This window comes from Frigidibacter sp. ROC022 (genome assembly GCF_024723735.1).
In the GTDB taxonomy this organism is placed as follows: domain Bacteria; phylum Pseudomonadota; class Alphaproteobacteria; order Rhodobacterales; family Rhodobacteraceae; genus SLM-1.
The window spans coordinates 787,213-802,814 of the sequence record NZ_JANQDU010000002.1 but is presented as its reverse complement, the minus strand read 5'-3'; the positions used below and the strand labels follow the sequence as shown (position 1 = coordinate 802,814).

The 15,602-nt window shown below is 66.4% G+C and carries 16 protein-coding genes and 1 riboswitch; of the genes, 6 read left to right on the top strand and 10 right to left on the bottom strand.

From position 1 onward, the window contains the following. Nucleotides 1-61 precede the first annotated feature (61 nt). Nucleotides 62-982, top strand: a complete 921-nt coding sequence (locus NUW50_RS10655) for a DMT family transporter (protein WP_258289087.1) — start codon at nucleotides 62-64, stop codon at nucleotides 980-982. On the opposite strand, the gene NUW50_RS10650 is transcribed toward NUW50_RS10655, so the two are convergent. The 3 genes from NUW50_RS10650 to thiB are packed head-to-tail and all read right to left on the bottom strand — an operon-like array spanning nucleotide 979 to nucleotide 4,269. After that, nucleotides 979-1,677 (bottom strand): thiamine ABC transporter ATP-binding protein, encoded by a 699-nt coding sequence (locus NUW50_RS10650; RefSeq protein WP_258289086.1) that lies wholly within the window; start codon nucleotides 1,675-1,677, stop codon nucleotides 979-981. The genes NUW50_RS10655 and NUW50_RS10650 overlap by 4 nt on opposite strands. Next, nucleotides 1,664-3,286 carry a thiamine/thiamine pyrophosphate ABC transporter permease ThiP gene (locus tag NUW50_RS10645; RefSeq protein ID WP_258289085.1) on the bottom strand — a complete coding sequence of 541 codons (1,623 nt, stop codon included), beginning with the start codon at nucleotides 3,284-3,286 and terminating at the stop codon, nucleotides 1,664-1,666. The genes NUW50_RS10650 and NUW50_RS10645 overlap by 14 nt, the downstream gene beginning before the upstream one ends. Then, nucleotides 3,262-4,269 carry a thiamine ABC transporter substrate binding subunit gene (gene thiB / locus NUW50_RS10640; RefSeq protein WP_258289084.1) on the bottom strand — a complete coding sequence of 336 codons (1,008 nt, stop codon included), beginning with the start codon at nucleotides 4,267-4,269 and terminating at the stop codon, nucleotides 3,262-3,264. The genes NUW50_RS10645 and thiB overlap by 25 nt, the downstream gene beginning before the upstream one ends. Nucleotides 4,270-4,296: 27 nt before the next feature. Further along, nucleotides 4,297-4,397: riboswitch (TPP riboswitch) on the bottom strand. An 89-nt stretch (nucleotides 4,398-4,486) separates the two neighbouring features. Between thiB and aroC the strand changes: the two genes are divergently transcribed. Next, a complete protein-coding gene (gene aroC, locus NUW50_RS10635) occupies nucleotides 4,487-5,590 on the top strand; it encodes a chorismate synthase (protein WP_258289083.1) in 1,104 nt (367 codons plus the stop codon). 16 nt (nucleotides 5,591-5,606) lie between these two features. Here aroC and NUW50_RS10630 read toward each other — a convergent pair whose 3' ends face one another. Next, nucleotides 5,607-6,290 (bottom strand): helix-turn-helix transcriptional regulator, encoded by a 684-nt coding sequence (locus NUW50_RS10630; RefSeq protein WP_258289082.1) that lies wholly within the window; start codon nucleotides 6,288-6,290, stop codon nucleotides 5,607-5,609. 78 nt (nucleotides 6,291-6,368) lie between these two features. Here NUW50_RS10630 and NUW50_RS10625 point away from each other — a divergent pair, with 78 nt between their 5' ends. Next, nucleotides 6,369-6,977: a glutathione S-transferase family protein gene (locus NUW50_RS10625; protein WP_258289081.1), complete on the top strand. Its 609-nt coding sequence runs from the start codon at nucleotides 6,369-6,371 to the stop codon at nucleotides 6,975-6,977. Nucleotides 6,978-7,001: 24 nt separating this feature from the next. Here the strand turns inward: NUW50_RS10625 and NUW50_RS10620 are convergent, their stop codons facing one another. Next, nucleotides 7,002-7,937: a DMT family transporter gene (locus NUW50_RS10620; protein WP_258289080.1), complete on the bottom strand. Its 936-nt coding sequence runs from the start codon at nucleotides 7,935-7,937 to the stop codon at nucleotides 7,002-7,004. 226 nt (nucleotides 7,938-8,163) lie between these two features. Here NUW50_RS10620 and NUW50_RS10615 point away from each other — a divergent pair, with 226 nt between their 5' ends. Then, nucleotides 8,164-8,460: a DUF6665 family protein gene (locus NUW50_RS10615; protein WP_258289079.1), complete on the top strand. Its 297-nt coding sequence runs from the start codon at nucleotides 8,164-8,166 to the stop codon at nucleotides 8,458-8,460. Nucleotides 8,461-8,535: 75 nt separating this feature from the next. Here NUW50_RS10615 and NUW50_RS10610 read toward each other — a convergent pair whose 3' ends face one another. From NUW50_RS10610 to ade, 3 genes are all read right to left on the bottom strand, one after another. After that, on the bottom strand, nucleotides 8,536-8,826 hold the full coding sequence (locus NUW50_RS10610) for an HU family DNA-binding protein (protein ID WP_258289078.1): 291 nt from the start codon (nucleotides 8,824-8,826) through the stop codon (nucleotides 8,536-8,538). 131 nt (nucleotides 8,827-8,957) lie between these two features. Then, nucleotides 8,958-10,439 carry an AMP nucleosidase gene (locus tag NUW50_RS10605; protein WP_258289077.1) on the bottom strand — a complete coding sequence of 494 codons (1,482 nt, stop codon included), beginning with the start codon at nucleotides 10,437-10,439 and terminating at the stop codon, nucleotides 8,958-8,960. Further along, the gene (ade, locus tag NUW50_RS10600) at nucleotides 10,436-12,253 is read right to left on the bottom strand and encodes an adenine deaminase (RefSeq protein ID WP_258289076.1); all 1,818 of its coding nucleotides are present in this window, start codon (nucleotides 12,251-12,253) and stop codon (nucleotides 10,436-10,438) included. Before ade ends, NUW50_RS10605 begins: the two co-directional genes overlap by 4 nt. A 63-nt stretch (nucleotides 12,254-12,316) precedes the next feature. On the opposite strand from ade, the gene NUW50_RS10595 reads away from it, so the two are divergent. Further along, nucleotides 12,317-13,201, top strand: coding sequence for an SDR family oxidoreductase (locus NUW50_RS10595; RefSeq protein ID WP_258289075.1), 885 nt, complete (start codon nucleotides 12,317-12,319; stop codon nucleotides 13,199-13,201). A 142-nt stretch (nucleotides 13,202-13,343) separates the two neighbouring features. On the opposite strand, the gene NUW50_RS10590 is transcribed toward NUW50_RS10595, so the two are convergent. Further along, entirely contained in the window at nucleotides 13,344-14,012 is a 669-nt protein-coding gene (locus NUW50_RS10590) for a hypothetical protein (RefSeq protein ID WP_258289074.1), read from the bottom strand. 79 nt (nucleotides 14,013-14,091) lie between these two features. Then, nucleotides 14,092-14,583: a DUF488 domain-containing protein gene (locus NUW50_RS10585; protein WP_258289073.1), complete on the bottom strand. Its 492-nt coding sequence runs from the start codon at nucleotides 14,581-14,583 to the stop codon at nucleotides 14,092-14,094. Between the two features lie 583 nt (nucleotides 14,584-15,166). Between NUW50_RS10585 and NUW50_RS10580 the strand changes: the two genes are divergently transcribed. After that, a complete protein-coding gene (locus NUW50_RS10580; protein WP_258289072.1) occupies nucleotides 15,167-15,574 on the top strand; it encodes a GFA family protein in 408 nt (135 codons plus the stop codon). The last annotated feature ends 28 nt before the right edge of the window (nucleotides 15,575-15,602 follow it).

Below are 15,602 nucleotides of genomic sequence, written 5' to 3'. Positions count from 1 at the left end.
AGGCGTCGCCGGGCGCGGTTTGCCCTTGCTGCCCCTGTGCGGGCAGCTAGGGTCGCGCCCGATGCAACCTCTTCGCGCGATTTCCTACAAGGCCCTGTCGGTCACCTTTCTGGTGGTCATGGCCTCGCTGATCAAGGCCAGCGCCGCCTCGGTGCCGCCGGGCCAGATGGTGTTCTTCCGCTCCTTCTTCGCCATCCCGGTGATTCTCGTCTGGCTGGTCTATACCGGCCATCTGAACGACGGCCTGACCACGAAAGACCCGATGAAGCATGTCTGGCGCGGTCTGCTGGGCACCACCGGCATGGCGCTCAGCTTCACCGCCCTGGGCCTGCTGCCGCTGCCGGAAGTGACGGCCATCGGCTATGCCGCGCCCGTGCTGGTCGTCATCTTCGCGGCGATGTTCCTGGGCGAACGGGTCCGCATCTTCCGGCTCAGCGCGGTGGCCCTGGGGTTGCTCGGGGTGCTGATCGTGCTGTCGCCGCGAATCTCGACCCTGGGCGGCGAGCAGGACCTGCGCCAGACGCTCGGCGCGGTGGTGGCGCTGGCGGCGGCTTTCGTCTCGGCCCTGGCACAGGTCTTCGTGCGCAGCATGGTGCGGACCGAATCGACCACGGCCATCGTGTTCTATTTCTCGGTCACCTCCTCGGTCATGGCGCTGTTGACCCTGCCCTGGGGCTGGGTCTGGCCCGCGCCCGCGGTGACGCTGATGCTGGTCAGCGCCGGCATTCTGGGCGGCATCGGGCAGATCCTGCTGACCGCCTCGTACAAATACGCCGATGTCTCGGTCATCGCGCCCTTCGAATATACCTCGATGCTCCTGGCCCTGCTGATTGGTTATTTCGTGTTCTCCGAGATTCCGACCTGGACCACGATCGGCGGCGCGGCGCTGGTGATCCTGGCAGGCGTGCTGGTGATCCTGCGCGAACATCAGCTGGGCCTCGACCGGCGCAACCAGCGCGCGGCCCGCGGCCCCGAAGGCTAGGGCGTTCCCAGATAGGCACGCAGCGCGGCCGGCGGGTCGGCCAGCAGTGCCGCCGTGTCTTCGGGGGCCGCCGCCACCCCGTCCAGCACCGTGATCGTCTGCGGACAGATCGCGCGCGCGTCGGCCGGATCATGCGTCACCATCAGGAGGGTCGCTCGGGTGCGGTCGAGCACCTCTTCCAGAACCCCCAGCATCTCGGTCTTCAGCGCCGGGCCGAGGGCCGAGAAGGGCTCGTCCAGCAACAGCAACGGCCGCGCCCGCAACAGGGCCCGGGCCAGAGCGACGCGGCTCTGCTGCCCCCCCGACAGGTCGCGCGGCAGGCGTTGCCCCAGCCCGGCCAGGCCGACCTCGGCCAACGCCGCGCCGATCCGGCGCGATTGCTCGGCCGTGGGTCGCATCCGGGGCGAAATGCCAAGCGCGACGTTCTGGAACACGGTCAGATGCGGGAACAGGTTGATGTCCTGGAACAGCGTCGTCAGCGGCCGGTCGCCCGGCGGCAGGCCGGTGATGTCCTGCCCGTCCCAGAGAACCCGCCCCGAGTCCGGCGCCAGATAGCCGCCGATCGCCATCAACAGGGTCGATTTGCCGGCTCCGGACGGGCCCAGAACCGCCACCCGTGCCCCGGCCCCGACACCCAGATCGGCATCCAGGGTGAAATCACCCTGCCGCAGATGCAGCCGTTCAAGTGTCAGCATGGCGCCCGATCCTTTCGAAGACCCAGAACAGGCCGAAGGCCAGCGCCACCAGCAGCAGCGCGGCAGCCGCCGCCTCGTCGTTGCGATAGGCGCCCATCAGCCGGTACATCTCCATCGGCAGGGTGGCGCGGTTCGGATCGGCAAACAGCGCCACCACCCCGAGATCGCCCGCCGACAGCGCCGCCGTCAGCCCCAGGGCAAAGCCCAGCGGCGCGCGCAGCCGCGGCAGCAGGACATGGCGCAGCCGGGTGCCTGCGGGCAGGTTCAGGCTTTCCGACAGCCGGTCAAAGCGCCGCTGCGCCTCGGTCGCGGCCGGAACCAGCGCCCGCAGCGCGAAGGGCAGCGCCATCAGTGCATTGACCACGGCCGTCAGCGGCAGCGCCCAGGCCATCGGGTCCAGGAACGGGTTCAGGATCAGGAACAGGCCGGTGCCCAGCACCAGCGGCGAGGCCGCGATGCTCAGGGTGCCGAGGGCTTCGACCAGCCGGGCGCCGGGCCGGGCCGAGGCGGCACCGATCCGCAGGGCCAGCGGCAGGGCCAGCAGCAGCGTCAGAGCCGTCGCGCCCAGGGCCACGAGGACCGAGCGCAGCACCGCCGCCCAAAGGCCGACCGACAGCCCGGACAGCCCCGCCCAGCCGCGAATCGCGGTCATCGCCAGCGGCAGGCCGATGAACAGGGCGGTCAGCAGCAGCAGCAGCGCATCGGTGTAACGACGCCAGCCGCGCCCGTCCCATCGCAGCACCACCCGGTCGAGGCCCTGGCCGGCGGCCCGCTGCCCGACTGCCAGCGCCAGCAGCGCCGCGCCCAGCCCGATCCCGACCTGGATCAGCGCCAGCAGCGCGGCCCGCCCGAGGTCGAAATCGAACCGGAAGGCCTGGTAGATCGCCAGTTCGATCGTGGTGGCCCGCGGCCCGCCGCCCAGGGTCAGGACCACGGCAAAGCTGGTCAGGCAAAGCAGGAACACCACCACCAGGACCCCCGGCAGCGTCGCCCGCAGCATCGGCAGTTCGATCACCCGGAACTGCTGCCGGTCGTTCAGGGACAGCGAGGCGGCCAGCCGGAAGCTTTCCGCCGGAATCCGCTGCCAGCCCTGCAACAGCAGCCGCGTCGCCAGCGGCAGGTTGAAGAAGACATGTGCCAGCAGGACTCCCTGAATGCCGTAGAGATCGAAGAGCGGCAGTTGAAACACATGCCCGGCCAGCAGGATGCCCTGACGGCCCAGCTCGTCGACCACCGGAGTTCCCAGTGTTTCCAGCGCCAGGTTCAGCAAACCGTTGCGGCCGAACACCGCCAGCAGACCGAAGACCGCGACGATGACCGGCAGGATGAAGGGCGCGCCGAGGGCCAGGATCAGCGCCCGCCGCCCGAAGAACCGCCGCCGCGACAGGGCCCGGGCCACCGGCACCGCCAGCGCCGCGCTGATGAGCGCCGACAACGCCGCCTGAAACACCGTGAACCGGGCCGCGGCCCAATCGGCAGAGATCAGCCTTGCGCCGGATTCGGCCCGCAGAGCCACCGCCGCCAGCGTGCCGAAGACCAGCGCCACGACGGCCAGCGCCGCAGCACCGGCCGCCAACCGCAGGGCTATTGGCTGAGCGCGTTGCGCCATTCGTCCAGCGCCGCGTCGCGCTTGGCCGCCGCCTCTTCCGGGTCGAGCAGCAGCGCCTTGGAAGGCACCGTCAAGGTCTCGAACCCGTCCGGCAACCCGGCCTCGGGCGTGACGGCGGGATACATCCAGTTGGTGGTCGGGATCACTTCCTGAAAGGCATCACTGGACATGAAGTCCAGAAACCGGTCGGCCAGCTCCGGCTGATCGGTCGAGGCGACCTTCGCGGCCACTTCGACCTGCAGGTAATTGCCTTCGGCAAAGGCCACGGCGTCCTTGTCAGGGTCTGACTCCGCGATCAGGTGATAGGCGGGCGAGGTGGTGTAGCTCAGCACCATGTCGGCCTCGCCGTCGAGGAACAGGTTGTAGGCCTCGGTCCAGCCCTTGGTGACGGTGACGATGTTGTCGGCCAGCCCGGTCCAGATGTCGGCGGCCCGGTCGCCATAGGCCGCCTTGACCCACAAGAGCAGCCCCAGCCCCGGCGTGGACGAGCGCGGGTCCTGAATGACGATCCGCAGGTTCGACGCCGCCAGTGCCTCGAAATCCCCGGGCGGCGTGCTCAACCGGGTCTTGTCGTAGACAAAGGCGAAATAGCCCCAGTCATAGGGCAGGAAGGTATCGTCCTGCCATTCCACCGGCAGGTCATAGGCCACCGGTGCCCCCTCATGCGGCGCGAACAGCCCGGTCTCGCGCGCCGCATGGGTCAGCGAGGTGTCCAGCCCCAGCACCACGTCGGTCTCGGTCCGGCTGCCTTCCAGCCGCAACCGCGACAACAGCGCGGCACCGTCGCCCGCGGTCACGAAACGCAGGTCACAGCCGCATTCGGCCTCGAACCGGCTCTCGATCTGCGGTCCGGGGCCCCATTCGGCGGCGAAGCTGTCATAGGTCATCACGGTCAGGACGGGCTTGTCCTGCGCGATGGCGGGGGCGGTCCATGACGCAAGGGTCAGGGCTGCAAAGGTATAGGCAATCGGTTTGGCTTTCATCAGATCCTCCGTGGCAAAGGGGTAAAGGAGGCTGACGCTCACCTTCCCTCCGCCGGTGCTAGCCGGTTCAGGTTCGACGGGTTCGCTTGCGCATCTCAGCTCCGGAAGGAGCACCCCGAGGTAGGGCAAGAGTTAGGGCGAAGTCGCGACCTCGGCAAGAGGAAAGGCGTTGCGACAGGCCGCTTGCATGGCTATGCCCGCGCAGAAGGAGCCCGACATGAGCCTGAACAGCTTCGGACATCTGTTCCGCATGACCACCTGGGGTGAAAGCCATGGCCCGGCGCTTGGCGCCGTGGTGGACGGCTGCCCGCCCGGCGTGGCCCTGGACGAGACCATGCTGCAGCACTGGCTCGACCGCCGCAAACCCGGCCAGTCGAAATTCACCACCCAGCGGCGCGAGGCCGACGCGGTGCGGATTCTCTCGGGCGTGTTCGAGGGCGTGACCACCGGCACCCCGATCTCGCTGATGATCGAGAACACCGACCAGCGCTCCCGGGACTATGGCGAGATTGCCCGCAGCTTCCGCCCCGGTCATGCCGACATCACCTATTGGCAGAAATACGGCGTGCGGGACTATCGCGGCGGCGGCCGCTCCTCGGCCCGCGAGACGGCGGCCCGGGTGGCCGCGGGCGGCGTGGCGCGCGAGGTGCTCAAGGCGCTGGTGCCCGGCCTGAAGATCACCGGCTACATGGTGCAGATGGGCGACCGGCACATCGACCGCGCCCGCTTCGACCTGGCCGAGATCGAGCGCAACCCCTTCTGGGTGCCCGATGCGACGGCGGCCGAGGATTGGTCGGACTATCTGGACGGGCTGCGCAAGGACGGCAACTCGGTCGGCGCGGTGATCGAACTGGTGGCCTCGGGCGTGCCCGCCGGCCTCGGCGCGCCGATTTACGGCAAGTTGGACAGTGATCTGGCCTCGGCGATGATGTCGATCAACGCGGTCAAGGGTGTCGAGATCGGCGAAGGCATGGCGGCGGCGTCGCTGACCGGGGTCGCCAATGCCGACGAAATCTTCATGGGCAATGACGGGAAGCCGGTCTTCTCCTCGAACCATGCGGGCGGGATCCTGGGCGGCATTTCCTCGGGCCAGGACGTGGTCCTGCGTTTCGCGGTCAAGCCGACCTCGTCGATCCTGACCCCGCGCAAGACCATCGACGTGGACGGGGTCGAGCGCGAGATCGTCACCAAGGGCCGCCACGACCCCTGTGTCGGCATCCGCGCGGTGCCGGTGGGCGAGGCGATGATGGCGCTGGTGCTGGCCGACCACCTGCTTCTGCATCGCGGCCAGGTCGGAACCGGCGGCGGCCGGATCGGCTGACCTCCGGGCCCGGCCCCTATCCGCCCTGCAACTGCTCCAGGAACTCGCGCAGCAAGGGCACCCGTTTCGGACGGAAGCTCTCGTCGGTCTCGCGGACCTCGACGATTCGCTGCAACAGGAACTTGCGCAGCGCCTGCCGCAGGCAGCACCAGGCCAGCAGGGCCTGCGCGTTGTCGAGAAAGACCACCGACAGCGGCCAGACCCGCCGTTCGCTGCGGAACCCCTGCGCATCCTCATAGGTGATATCCAGCGCCCGCTCCTCCCAGCAGGCTTCCCGGATCGTCCCGATCGCGGCGGGCGGCGCCGGCGGGCGGTTCCATTTGTAGACCTGCAACACCGAATGCAGCGCCTGCCGCTGGACCCGGTCCGGCAGGGTGGCGACGATCTTGGCCAGCGCCGCCTCGGCCGCATCGACAAGCTCCCGGTCGCCGGCCTGCTGCACCTCGGCCAACCCCAGCACCAGCGCCTCGACTTCCAGCCGGGTGAACATCTGCGGCGGCAGGGCCGGGTCTTCGGTCAGCGTATAGCCATAGCCCGGAGCGCCGTCGATCAGCGCCCCGCCGGCGCGCAGGGTCTCGATATCGCGATAGAGCGTCCGCTCCGAAACCCCCGATTCCCCGGCCAGCCGCGCCGCCGTCACCGGGGCGGGCAAAGTTCGCAGCAGGTGCAGCAGGCGGAACAGGCGATCGGATTTCGACATTTCGGTCCTGACGGAAACTGACAGGAGCCTAGGCGTAAACCGGCCGCATTCACAACCGCTTCGGAAAGGCACAACCCCATGATCACCCTCTATCACGCACCGATGTCCCGCTCGACCCGACTGGTGCAACTGGTCCACGAACTCGGCGCCGAGGATGCCGTGACGATCCGGCAGGTACAGGTCGTCCGCCACGATGGTTCGGGCAGCGCCGACCCGGCCAATCCCCATCCCGAGGGCAAGGTGCCGATGCTGGTCCATGACGGCGTCGAGATCTGGGAGAGCACCGCGATTGCCCAGTATCTGGCCGAGTTGTTCCCCGAGTCCGGGCTGGGTGTGCCGCCCGGCGACCCGATGCGCGGGCGCTACCTGTCCTGGCTGGCCTGGTATGGCGATGTGCTGGAACCGCTGGTGGTCTTCAAGACGCTTGGGATCGAGCATCCCGGCCTGGCGCGCACCTTCCGCGGGATGGCCGAAGCCACCCGGCGCCTGCGGACAGCGCTGGAGACCGCGCCCTATCTCTGCGGCGAGCGCTATACCGTGGCCGACCTGATCGTCGCCTCGACCTTCAGCTGGCAGGCCGCGCTGACCCCGGAGGTGCCGGCGATCCAGGACTGGGTGGCTCGCTGCCGGGATCGCCCGGCGGCGAAACGGGCCTTTGCCGACGACTCCAAGGCGATTGCGGACTGAGAGGCCGCGCCAGGCGGCCGGACTTCACGGGGTCCGGCCCAGCCCCGCCGGCGACGCGCCCTCTCCTCCAGCCTCTCGCGCGGCCCGCCGCGCCGCCGCGCCCGGCCGGGCCGAAAGCTGCACCGCCAGAATCCCCAGCGTGACGATGACCACGCCGACAAGGTCCAGCAGGCTCATCCGCTCGCCCAGCAGAACCGCCGCGATGCCGACGCCGAAGACCGGGTTCAGGAAGTGGAAGGTGGCGGCGCGGGTGGCCCCGATCCGCGCCACCAGCCGAAACCAGATCCAGGTCGCCAGCAGGCCCGGCGCCAGGACCGTATAGGCGAACGCCACGATGAACGTGGTGCTGGGCGGGGTGGTCCAGCTTTCGGTCAGCGCGAATGGCGTCAGCGCCGCCGCGCCGATCAGCATCTGCAACCCGACCACCATCAGCACATTGCCGCCCGAGGACGCGCCCCGCATCGACAGCGTCGCCACCGCCAGCGCCAGCACCCCGATGACACAGAACACCAGGCCCAGCGGGTCGGCCCCGCCGTTCAGCCGCGATCCCATGATCAACGCGACCCCGGCAAAGCCTGCCACCAGCCCGGCCAGCCCCAGCGGCGGCACCTTCTCGCGATAGAGCCCCCAGCCCAGGGCAGCGACGATCAGCGGCATGGTCGCCGCCAGGATCGAGGCCAGCCCGGCCTCGACCCACTGCATCGCGACCCAGTAGAACCCAAGATAGAGTGCATTCTGGCACAGGCCGAAGACCACCGTCGCCCGCCACTGACCCCGGCTCAACCGCCAGCTCTGGCCCAGCATCCGCGCCAGCGCGATGCCGATCAGCCCGGAAACCGTGAATCTCAGCGCCAGGGACGAAAGCGGCGGCGCCTCGAGAACGATGTAGCGGGCCGAGGTGAAGGCCGAGGACCAGATGAAGGCGAAGCTCAGACCCATCAGCAGGGAACGAATATCCATGGTGCCCCTCCCCGGCGCCGGTCCGGCGAGCCTAGCGGATGCATCGGCGGGCACAAGCGCGGCACGCGCAGGGCTGCCATGCATCAGGCGCCGCGCCCCGGACGGGCAGCAAGGACCGCATGTCTGCCCGGTCAGGACCCCGATCGACCGGGACAGGGGCAGCATCGTCTTCACGATCGACGGCGCCAAGGTGACGGCCAAGGCCAAACTGGGGTAGACTTTGCCCATGCCGCCGTCCTTGCCTCCGCATCGCGCCCTGCTGCTTTCGGTCGAGACCGGGCAGAGCACGCTGGAACACGAGATGCGGGCCGAGCAGGCCAGCGCCCTGGGCCATGCCGGACGCCGGGTCGAAGCGGCGCTCGCCGCGCTGACGGATGGGGACGAGGCCCGCCTGGGCGACGCCGCCGAAGCGGTCTGGCGCTATTTCATCCAGCGCGAGGCCTGCGGACTGCGCGACCACCGCCCGGTGATCCGCGCCCTGGGCATTCCGGCGCGGGTGTTGGCCCGTCTCGGCGCCCGCTGATCCGCCACCCCGCAAAGAAAAAGGGCCGCCCGAAGGCGACCCTTTTCCGTCCAGCCCCGCGGGGCCGAAACATGTTCAGCCGTTGACGCTGTCTTTCAGGGCCTTGGCGATGGTCATCTTGACGACCTTGTCGGCCGGCTTCTTGACCTGCTCGCCGGTGGCCGGGTTGCGCACCATGCGCTCGGGCCGGGCGCGGCACAGGATCTTGCCGACGTTCGGAATGGTGACTGCGCCACCGGCCGAGACTTCGGCGGTGATGATCTCGCTGATCGCGTCCAGCGCAGCCGATGCGGATTTCTTGTCGGTCCCCATCTTCTCCGCCAGGGCGGTGACGAGCTGGGCCTTGGTCATCGGTTTCGTAGCCATTCTTGTTCTCCTCGTTCGCCCCTTCCTTGGGGACTTCCTGCGCGAAAATAGCTGAATATTGTGGGGATGCACAAGAAATTGTATGCGTGCAGGGGCGTTTTTCGCTTATTTTATTGGAAAATCCGGCTCTATCAGAGGAATGCGGTCTCTTCAAACGACCTCAGCTTGCGCGAATGGATGCGTTCCAAGGGCATTTCGCGCAGAATTTCCATCGCCCGGACCCCGATCAACAGGTGCCGCGCAACCTGGGTCTTGTAGAAATCCGAGGCCATTCCAGGTAGTTTCAACTCTCCGTGCAGCGGCTTGTCGGACACGCAGAGCAGCGTCCCGTAAGGCACCCGGAAGCGGAATCCGTTGGCCGCGATGGTGGCGCTTTCCATGTCCAGAGCGATGGCGCGCGACTGCGACAGCCGCTGCACCGGGCCGGACTGGTCGCGCAACTCCCAGTTGCGGTTGTCGATCGTCGCGACGGTGCCGGTCCGCATGATCCGCTTCAGCTCGAAGCCTTCCAGCGCGGTGACCGCCTCGACCGCATCCTCCAGGGCAATCTGGATCTCGGCCAGGGCCGGGATCGGCACCCAGACCGGCAGATCGTCGTCCAGAACGTGATCCTCGCGCAGATAGCCATGCGCCAGAACGAAATCGCCCAGCCGCTGGCTGTTCCGCAGCCCGGCACAATGGCCGACCATCAGCCAGGCATGCGGCCGCAGCACGGCGATATGGTCCGTGATGGTCTTGGCGTTGGACGGGCCGATGCCGATGTTGACCAAGGTGATTCCGGCCGAGCCCGGCCGTTGCAGGTGATAGGTCGGCATCTGCGGGGTCTTGTCATGCGGCGGCAGTACCCCGTCCGGATCGGTCAGCACCGAGTTTCCGGGCCCGACAAAGGCGGTATAGCCCGAATTCGGATCGGCCAGCATGGCCCGGGCATAGGCTTCGAACTCGTCCACGTAGAACTGGTAGTTGGTGAACAGGACGTGGTTCTGGAAATGCTCGGGCGCGGTCGCCGTGTAATGCGACAGCCGGGCCAGCGAATAGTCGATCCGCTGCGCGGTGAAGGGCGCCAGCGGGCCCGAACCATCGGCATTCATCACGCCGACGCCGTTGACGATGTCGTCATTGGTGGTGCTCAGATCGGGCACGTCGAAGACATCACGCAGCGGAAAGTCCAGCGCACCGTCCTGCGGGATCGTGGTGGCATGGTCGCCCGCCACCGCGAAATGCACCGGAATCGGGGTTTTCGAGATGCCGATGGTGACAAGCGAACGGTGGTTTTCGATCAGCAGGCCGATCTGTTGCAGCAGGTAGTTGCGGAACAGGTCGGGCCGGGTCACCGTGGTGGAATAGGTGCCCGGCACCGCGACATGGCCGAAGGACAGGCGGCTGTCGGTCTGGGCATAGCTGGTCGTGGTAAAGCGGATCTCCGGGTAGAAGGCGCGATAGCGGCTGGCCGGCACCTCGGCAGCCAGCACGCCGCGGAACTTCTCGACCAGGAATGCGGTCGCCTCGTCATACAGCTGCAACAGCCGGTCCACGGCATCCGCGGCATTGTCGAATGCCTGCGGCGGATGCGGATTTGGTGTCTGAATCGGCAAGTCAGGGTCTAATGTCATAGGGTCTTCTCGATCAATTCGGTGATCTCGAAGCGGGTCACATCGACCAGCCCCAGATCGGAAATGCGCAGCTCGGGGATCACCACGAGCGCCAGCAGCGAATGCTGCATATAGGCGTTGTTCAGGGTGCAGCCGACCTCGGCCATGGCGGCAACCATGCGCTCGGCCTTGGCGGCGACCTCGGACGCGGGGCTGTCGGACATCAGCCCGGCGATCGGCAGTTCGACAAGCGCGATCTCGGCCCCGTCCTTGAAGACGGTGATGCCACCGCCGACCTCGGCCAGACGGTTCGCCGCCAGGGCCATGTCCTCACGCGAGGTGCCGACCACGATCATGTGGTGGCTGTCATGCGCCACCGTGCTCGCCATCGCCATCCGGCCCTTGTAGCCGAAGCCCGAGACGAAACCGTTCACCACCCCGCCGGTGGCCCGGTGCCGCTCGACCAGCGCGATCTGGCAGACATCCTTGTCCGGGTCGCCCTGCACCGCGCCATCCGACACCGAAAGCTCGGCCGTCAGCGCCTTGGTCGGGGCCTGGTTCTCGACCACGCCGATCACCTTGGCGACCACCGCATTGGCCCCCGCAGGGGCCTTGATCACATAGTCCTCGGCGGTGATCGGGCGGCGCAGATGGACGGTCCGGCGGCTCTCCTCGGGCCAGTCCAGATGCGGGCAATCGACCAGGCCCTTGCCGTCCCGCGCCACCGTGACGCCGCGCGCGATCACCCGCTCGATCGGCAGCGTGGTCAGATCCGATGTCAGGATCAGGTCGGCCCGCCGCCCCGGCGCGATACTGCCAAGCTCACGCTCCAGCCCGAAATGGGTGGCGGTGTTGATCGTCGCCATCTGCAACGCCACCAGAGGCTCGCATCCGCAGGCAATCGCGTGTCTGACAACGCGGTTCATGTGGCCTTCGTTGACGATGGTGCCCGAATGGCTGTCGTCGGTGCAAAGGATGAAGTTGCGCGGGTCGAGCCCCTTTTCGGTGACCGCGGTGATCTGGCTTTCGACATCATACCAGGCCGAGCCCAGCCGCATCATCGAACGCATCCCCAGCCGGACGCGGGCAATGGCATCGGATTCGGCGGTTCCCTCGTGGTCGTCGGCCGGGCCACCTGCGGCATAGGCGGCAAAGGCATGGCCCTTGTCGGGGCTGGCGTAATGCCCGCCCACCACCTTGCCGGCCCGCATCGTCGCCGCCATCTCGGCCAGCATCTGCGGGTCGGCAGCTATGACGCCCGGAAAGTTCATCATCTCACCCAGCCCGATGATGCCCGGCCATTGCATCGCTTCCGCGACATCCTCGGCAGTGATCTCGAAGCCGGTGGTTTCCAGCCCGGGCGCCGAGGGGGCGCAGCTGGGCATCTGGGTCCAGATGTTGATCGGCTGCATCAGAGCCTCGTCATGCATCAGCCTGACCCCGGCCAGGCCCAGGACATTGGCGATTTCATGCGGGTCGGTGAAGATCGTGGTGGTGCCGTGCGGGATGATGGCGCGGGCGAATTCCGCCGGGGTGAGCATCCCGGATTCGATATGCATATGGCCGTCGATCAGGCCGGGGATCATGTAGGCGCCCTCTGCATCGATGACCTCGGTCTCGGGGCCGATGCAGGGGCCGGCGTCGGGGCCGCAATAGGCGAAGCGGCCCTCGGCGATCGCGATGTCGGACTGCGGCAACAGCTCGCGGCTCTGCACATTGACCCAGATGCCATTGCGGATCACCAGATCGGCCGGTGCACGGCCGGCAGCAACGGCGATCAGGCGGGGGGCGACATCGGCCCAGTTGTTCGGGGGGAGGGATCGTTGGGGTTCCATGAACCAATTGTCATAAGATACAGCTGCTCTGCAAGCCCCCCAACCCTGTCAGGGATCATCCGGATGTCCAACCTCCTGTCCATCGGTCACGGTTATTCGGCGCGGGTTCTGGGCCGGATGCTGGTTGCGCGGGGCTGGCAGGTGACCGGGACGAGTCGCGCGGCGGTCGGGTTTGGCGCGGACGCGACGCGGGGGCTGGTCTGGCCGGGAGATGACCTGGGCCTGGCGCTGGCCGAGGCGACGCATCTGCTGATCTCGGTGGCGCCGGATGCCGATGGCGATCCGGTGTTGCGGGCCCTGGGCGATGCGATCGGCGGCGCGGCGGGACATCTGCAATGGGTCGGCTATCTCTCGACCACCGGGGTCTATGGCGACCATGGCGGCGGCTGGGTGGACGAGACGACTCCTCTGACGCCCACGACCCGGCGCGGCAGGTGGCGGGTGGCGGCCGAGGCCGAGTGGCGGGCGCTGGCCGAGGCATCCGCCCTGCCGCTGCACGTGTTTCGGCTGGCGGGGATCTACGGGCCGGGACGGGGGCCTTTCGAGAAGGTCCGCAAGGGGACGGCGCGGCGGATCGTGAAGCCGGGGCAGGTCTTCAGCCGCATCCATGTCGAGGATATCGCGCAGGTCCTGGCGGCCTCGATGGCGCGGCCCGATCCGGGGGCGGTCTACAACCTCTGCGACGACGACCCGGCGCCGCCGGAAGCGGTGATCGAGGAAGCCGCCCGGCTGCTGGGCCTGCCGGTGCCGCCGGCCGAGGATTTCGAAAGCGCCGCGATGAGCGAGATGGCCCGCTCCTTCTATGCCGAATCGAAGCGGGTCCGGAACGACCGGATCAAGACCGGGCTCGGGATTCGGCTGAAATACCCGGACTACCGGACCGGATTGAGGGCGCTTCTGGAGGCGGACTCGGGGCGTCCCCATGGGGACGGGGGGTCAAGCCACTGATTTTCAAGGGAAAGCCGTGGGGACGGCCAGTATGGTTAATGGCCTGTCAACGACTGGGGGACGACTATTGGTCTCAGCGTCAATCCGAACGAAGGAACCCGCTATGATAGTCTCTAGTTCGTTTTCGGGCCCCCGGATTTCTTCAGAACAACGTGCCCTGTTCCGGGGGGTCTAGCTGCACCAGACCGTTAATTAGCCACGTTTCAGGATAGAGAGAATGGGTTCCCATGGCGAAATACAGACCGCGCTGAGGTAGACGCGACCCAAACTGATCCTCCATTCTTTCCAGTGCTCCTTTCTCCCCGTATCGGTTTCGCCAATGGAAAAAGGTGGCCTCGGTCTCCCAGTCCTGACATGTTCCCTCGCGAACTCCATCCTCTGTTCTATACCGATACTTGAACGCAAAAGGACAAGCTTTCACGGGAACTGCTGGGCGCGGTATGAACATGTCCTCCTGTGAGTGGAACAAGTCGATGGCCCGCTGCTGTTCAGCTAGCGTCTCGCTGGACTTCTTTACGATCTTGAAACCAATGATCTCTGGTTTGAGGAGAGCCAGAGAACGGCCAGCCTCCTGTTCCCGTCTAAGGCTGTACACGATCTGCTTGTTCAATAGGTTCGGACGCTCGGATTTTGGAACAGAACCAATAATTTCAAGCGTCTGGCTATTTACATGACGGCTTTCAATTCTTGGGTCGTTTGACGGCCTCCGCCATGCAAACTTCACCCTGTCCCATCGCCTGAAGCGTTTTCCTTCCTCAAGAACGCGAAACGAAACAGGATAGAGTCGAAGCCAGTTTCCGTAGAGGTCCAAGCCGGCGCAGCAAACCGTTTCACCGTGCTTTTGCCCAATTACAGGCGCAGCCTTAATAAGAATGACTGCCTCTGACCAGTTATTTCCGCCCTGCAATGCCTTGACTGACCCCGATATGCAACAGTTCTATCCTTGCCAGTTTACTTAACTCATTTGCAACGATATTGCGATGGCAGTATTCATGGTTTCGTTCGAAGCACAATAGACAAGCCCCCCCCATTGCGACAATTGGGAGAAGGCTTTTCAAGGCTTCACGAGACTCAGGGCTCTGAATATGCGCGTGAAAGATTCGCGAAAATGTTTCCATGTCGCCAGATCTGGCCGCGTCCCGACCGGGTTTTGGATCACCTAGCTGACGTTCATGCAGATACGCAATTCCAGCTTCTTCAACCGCATTTCGAAGCGCTGTCTTGGAGAACCCCTTCTTGCGAGAAAGCGGTAGCTCACGCACATCAATGAGAGACCGGACCCCGGAGAGTTTGAGTGTTTCGATAAAATCAGCGAGGACAGCTCCCTCATAGCCGATAGTCATCAGGTTGGTGCCTTGATCTGTGCTTCTTGTATCGAACATTCTCTTTCCGGTCCTGACAAAACGTAGCCGCAAACGGTTGCGCCCACCTTAACCCTAGAGCGTCGCGTCAGGACAGGCGGTAGCTTCGCGAAGGCTAAACATCGCTTAGAGCAGTGGCTGGCTAACACCACGGATTCCCGTGCGGACCCAATTCAGCACGAAGCCGCAAATTGCCCGCCACCCACTACTCCTGTTGCGTCACGAAGGCCATCGGGCAACCTTCCTTCCGGCCACAGTCGGGGGCGTCCCTCTCCTTGGTCTCGGCCACTTCGCGGGTGCAGGCGGCGATCACGGAAGCGCCCTCGCGATACCCCTCAACATCACACCGAGCGCCGCAGCTTCGCTCATCCGGAACACCGACCGCGGGACCCTGGTAGCGAAATCGCGCGGGGTGAACCCCCGTTGAATGGCATGAACTTGCAGAGCAGGAACCTCTTGGTCCGGGAGCCGGGCACGGGAAAGCCTTGGTCGCCCCCCCCGACGTTGACCAGCCCGGGGGCAGAGACTAGAGCAACGCCAGCCTATGCGGCCCCCGCGGAAGTTCCGCATCCGCGCCGCACGCACACAGGAAGGACCGTTGGCAGTGGATCATTCGGCGTCTGGAAGCTGTCTCTGCGGCACGGTCCGGTTTCGGATCGACGGCCCGTTCGAGAGCTTCTTCCTGTGCCACTGCGCACGTTGCCGCAAGGATACCGGGTCGGCGCATTCGGCGAATCTGTTTTCCGGCAGCGCCGGGATCACCTGGCTTTCGGGGCAGGAGTCGATCCGGACCTTCCGGCTCCCCGAGACCCGGCATGCCAAGAGCTTCTGCACGCATTGCGGCTCTGCCCTGCCGATGCTCCAGATGGATGGCGCCCTGCTGGTGGTACCGGCCGGGTCGCTGGACAGCCGGCTCGGGATGCGCCCCGACGCGCGCATCTGCCATGACGACCGGGCGGACTGGATCGACGAGATCGAAGCCTCGGAGAAGATCGGCGGTCTGCCCGGTTAGCCGGAGCGCGGTGCAGGCGGCGCTTGCG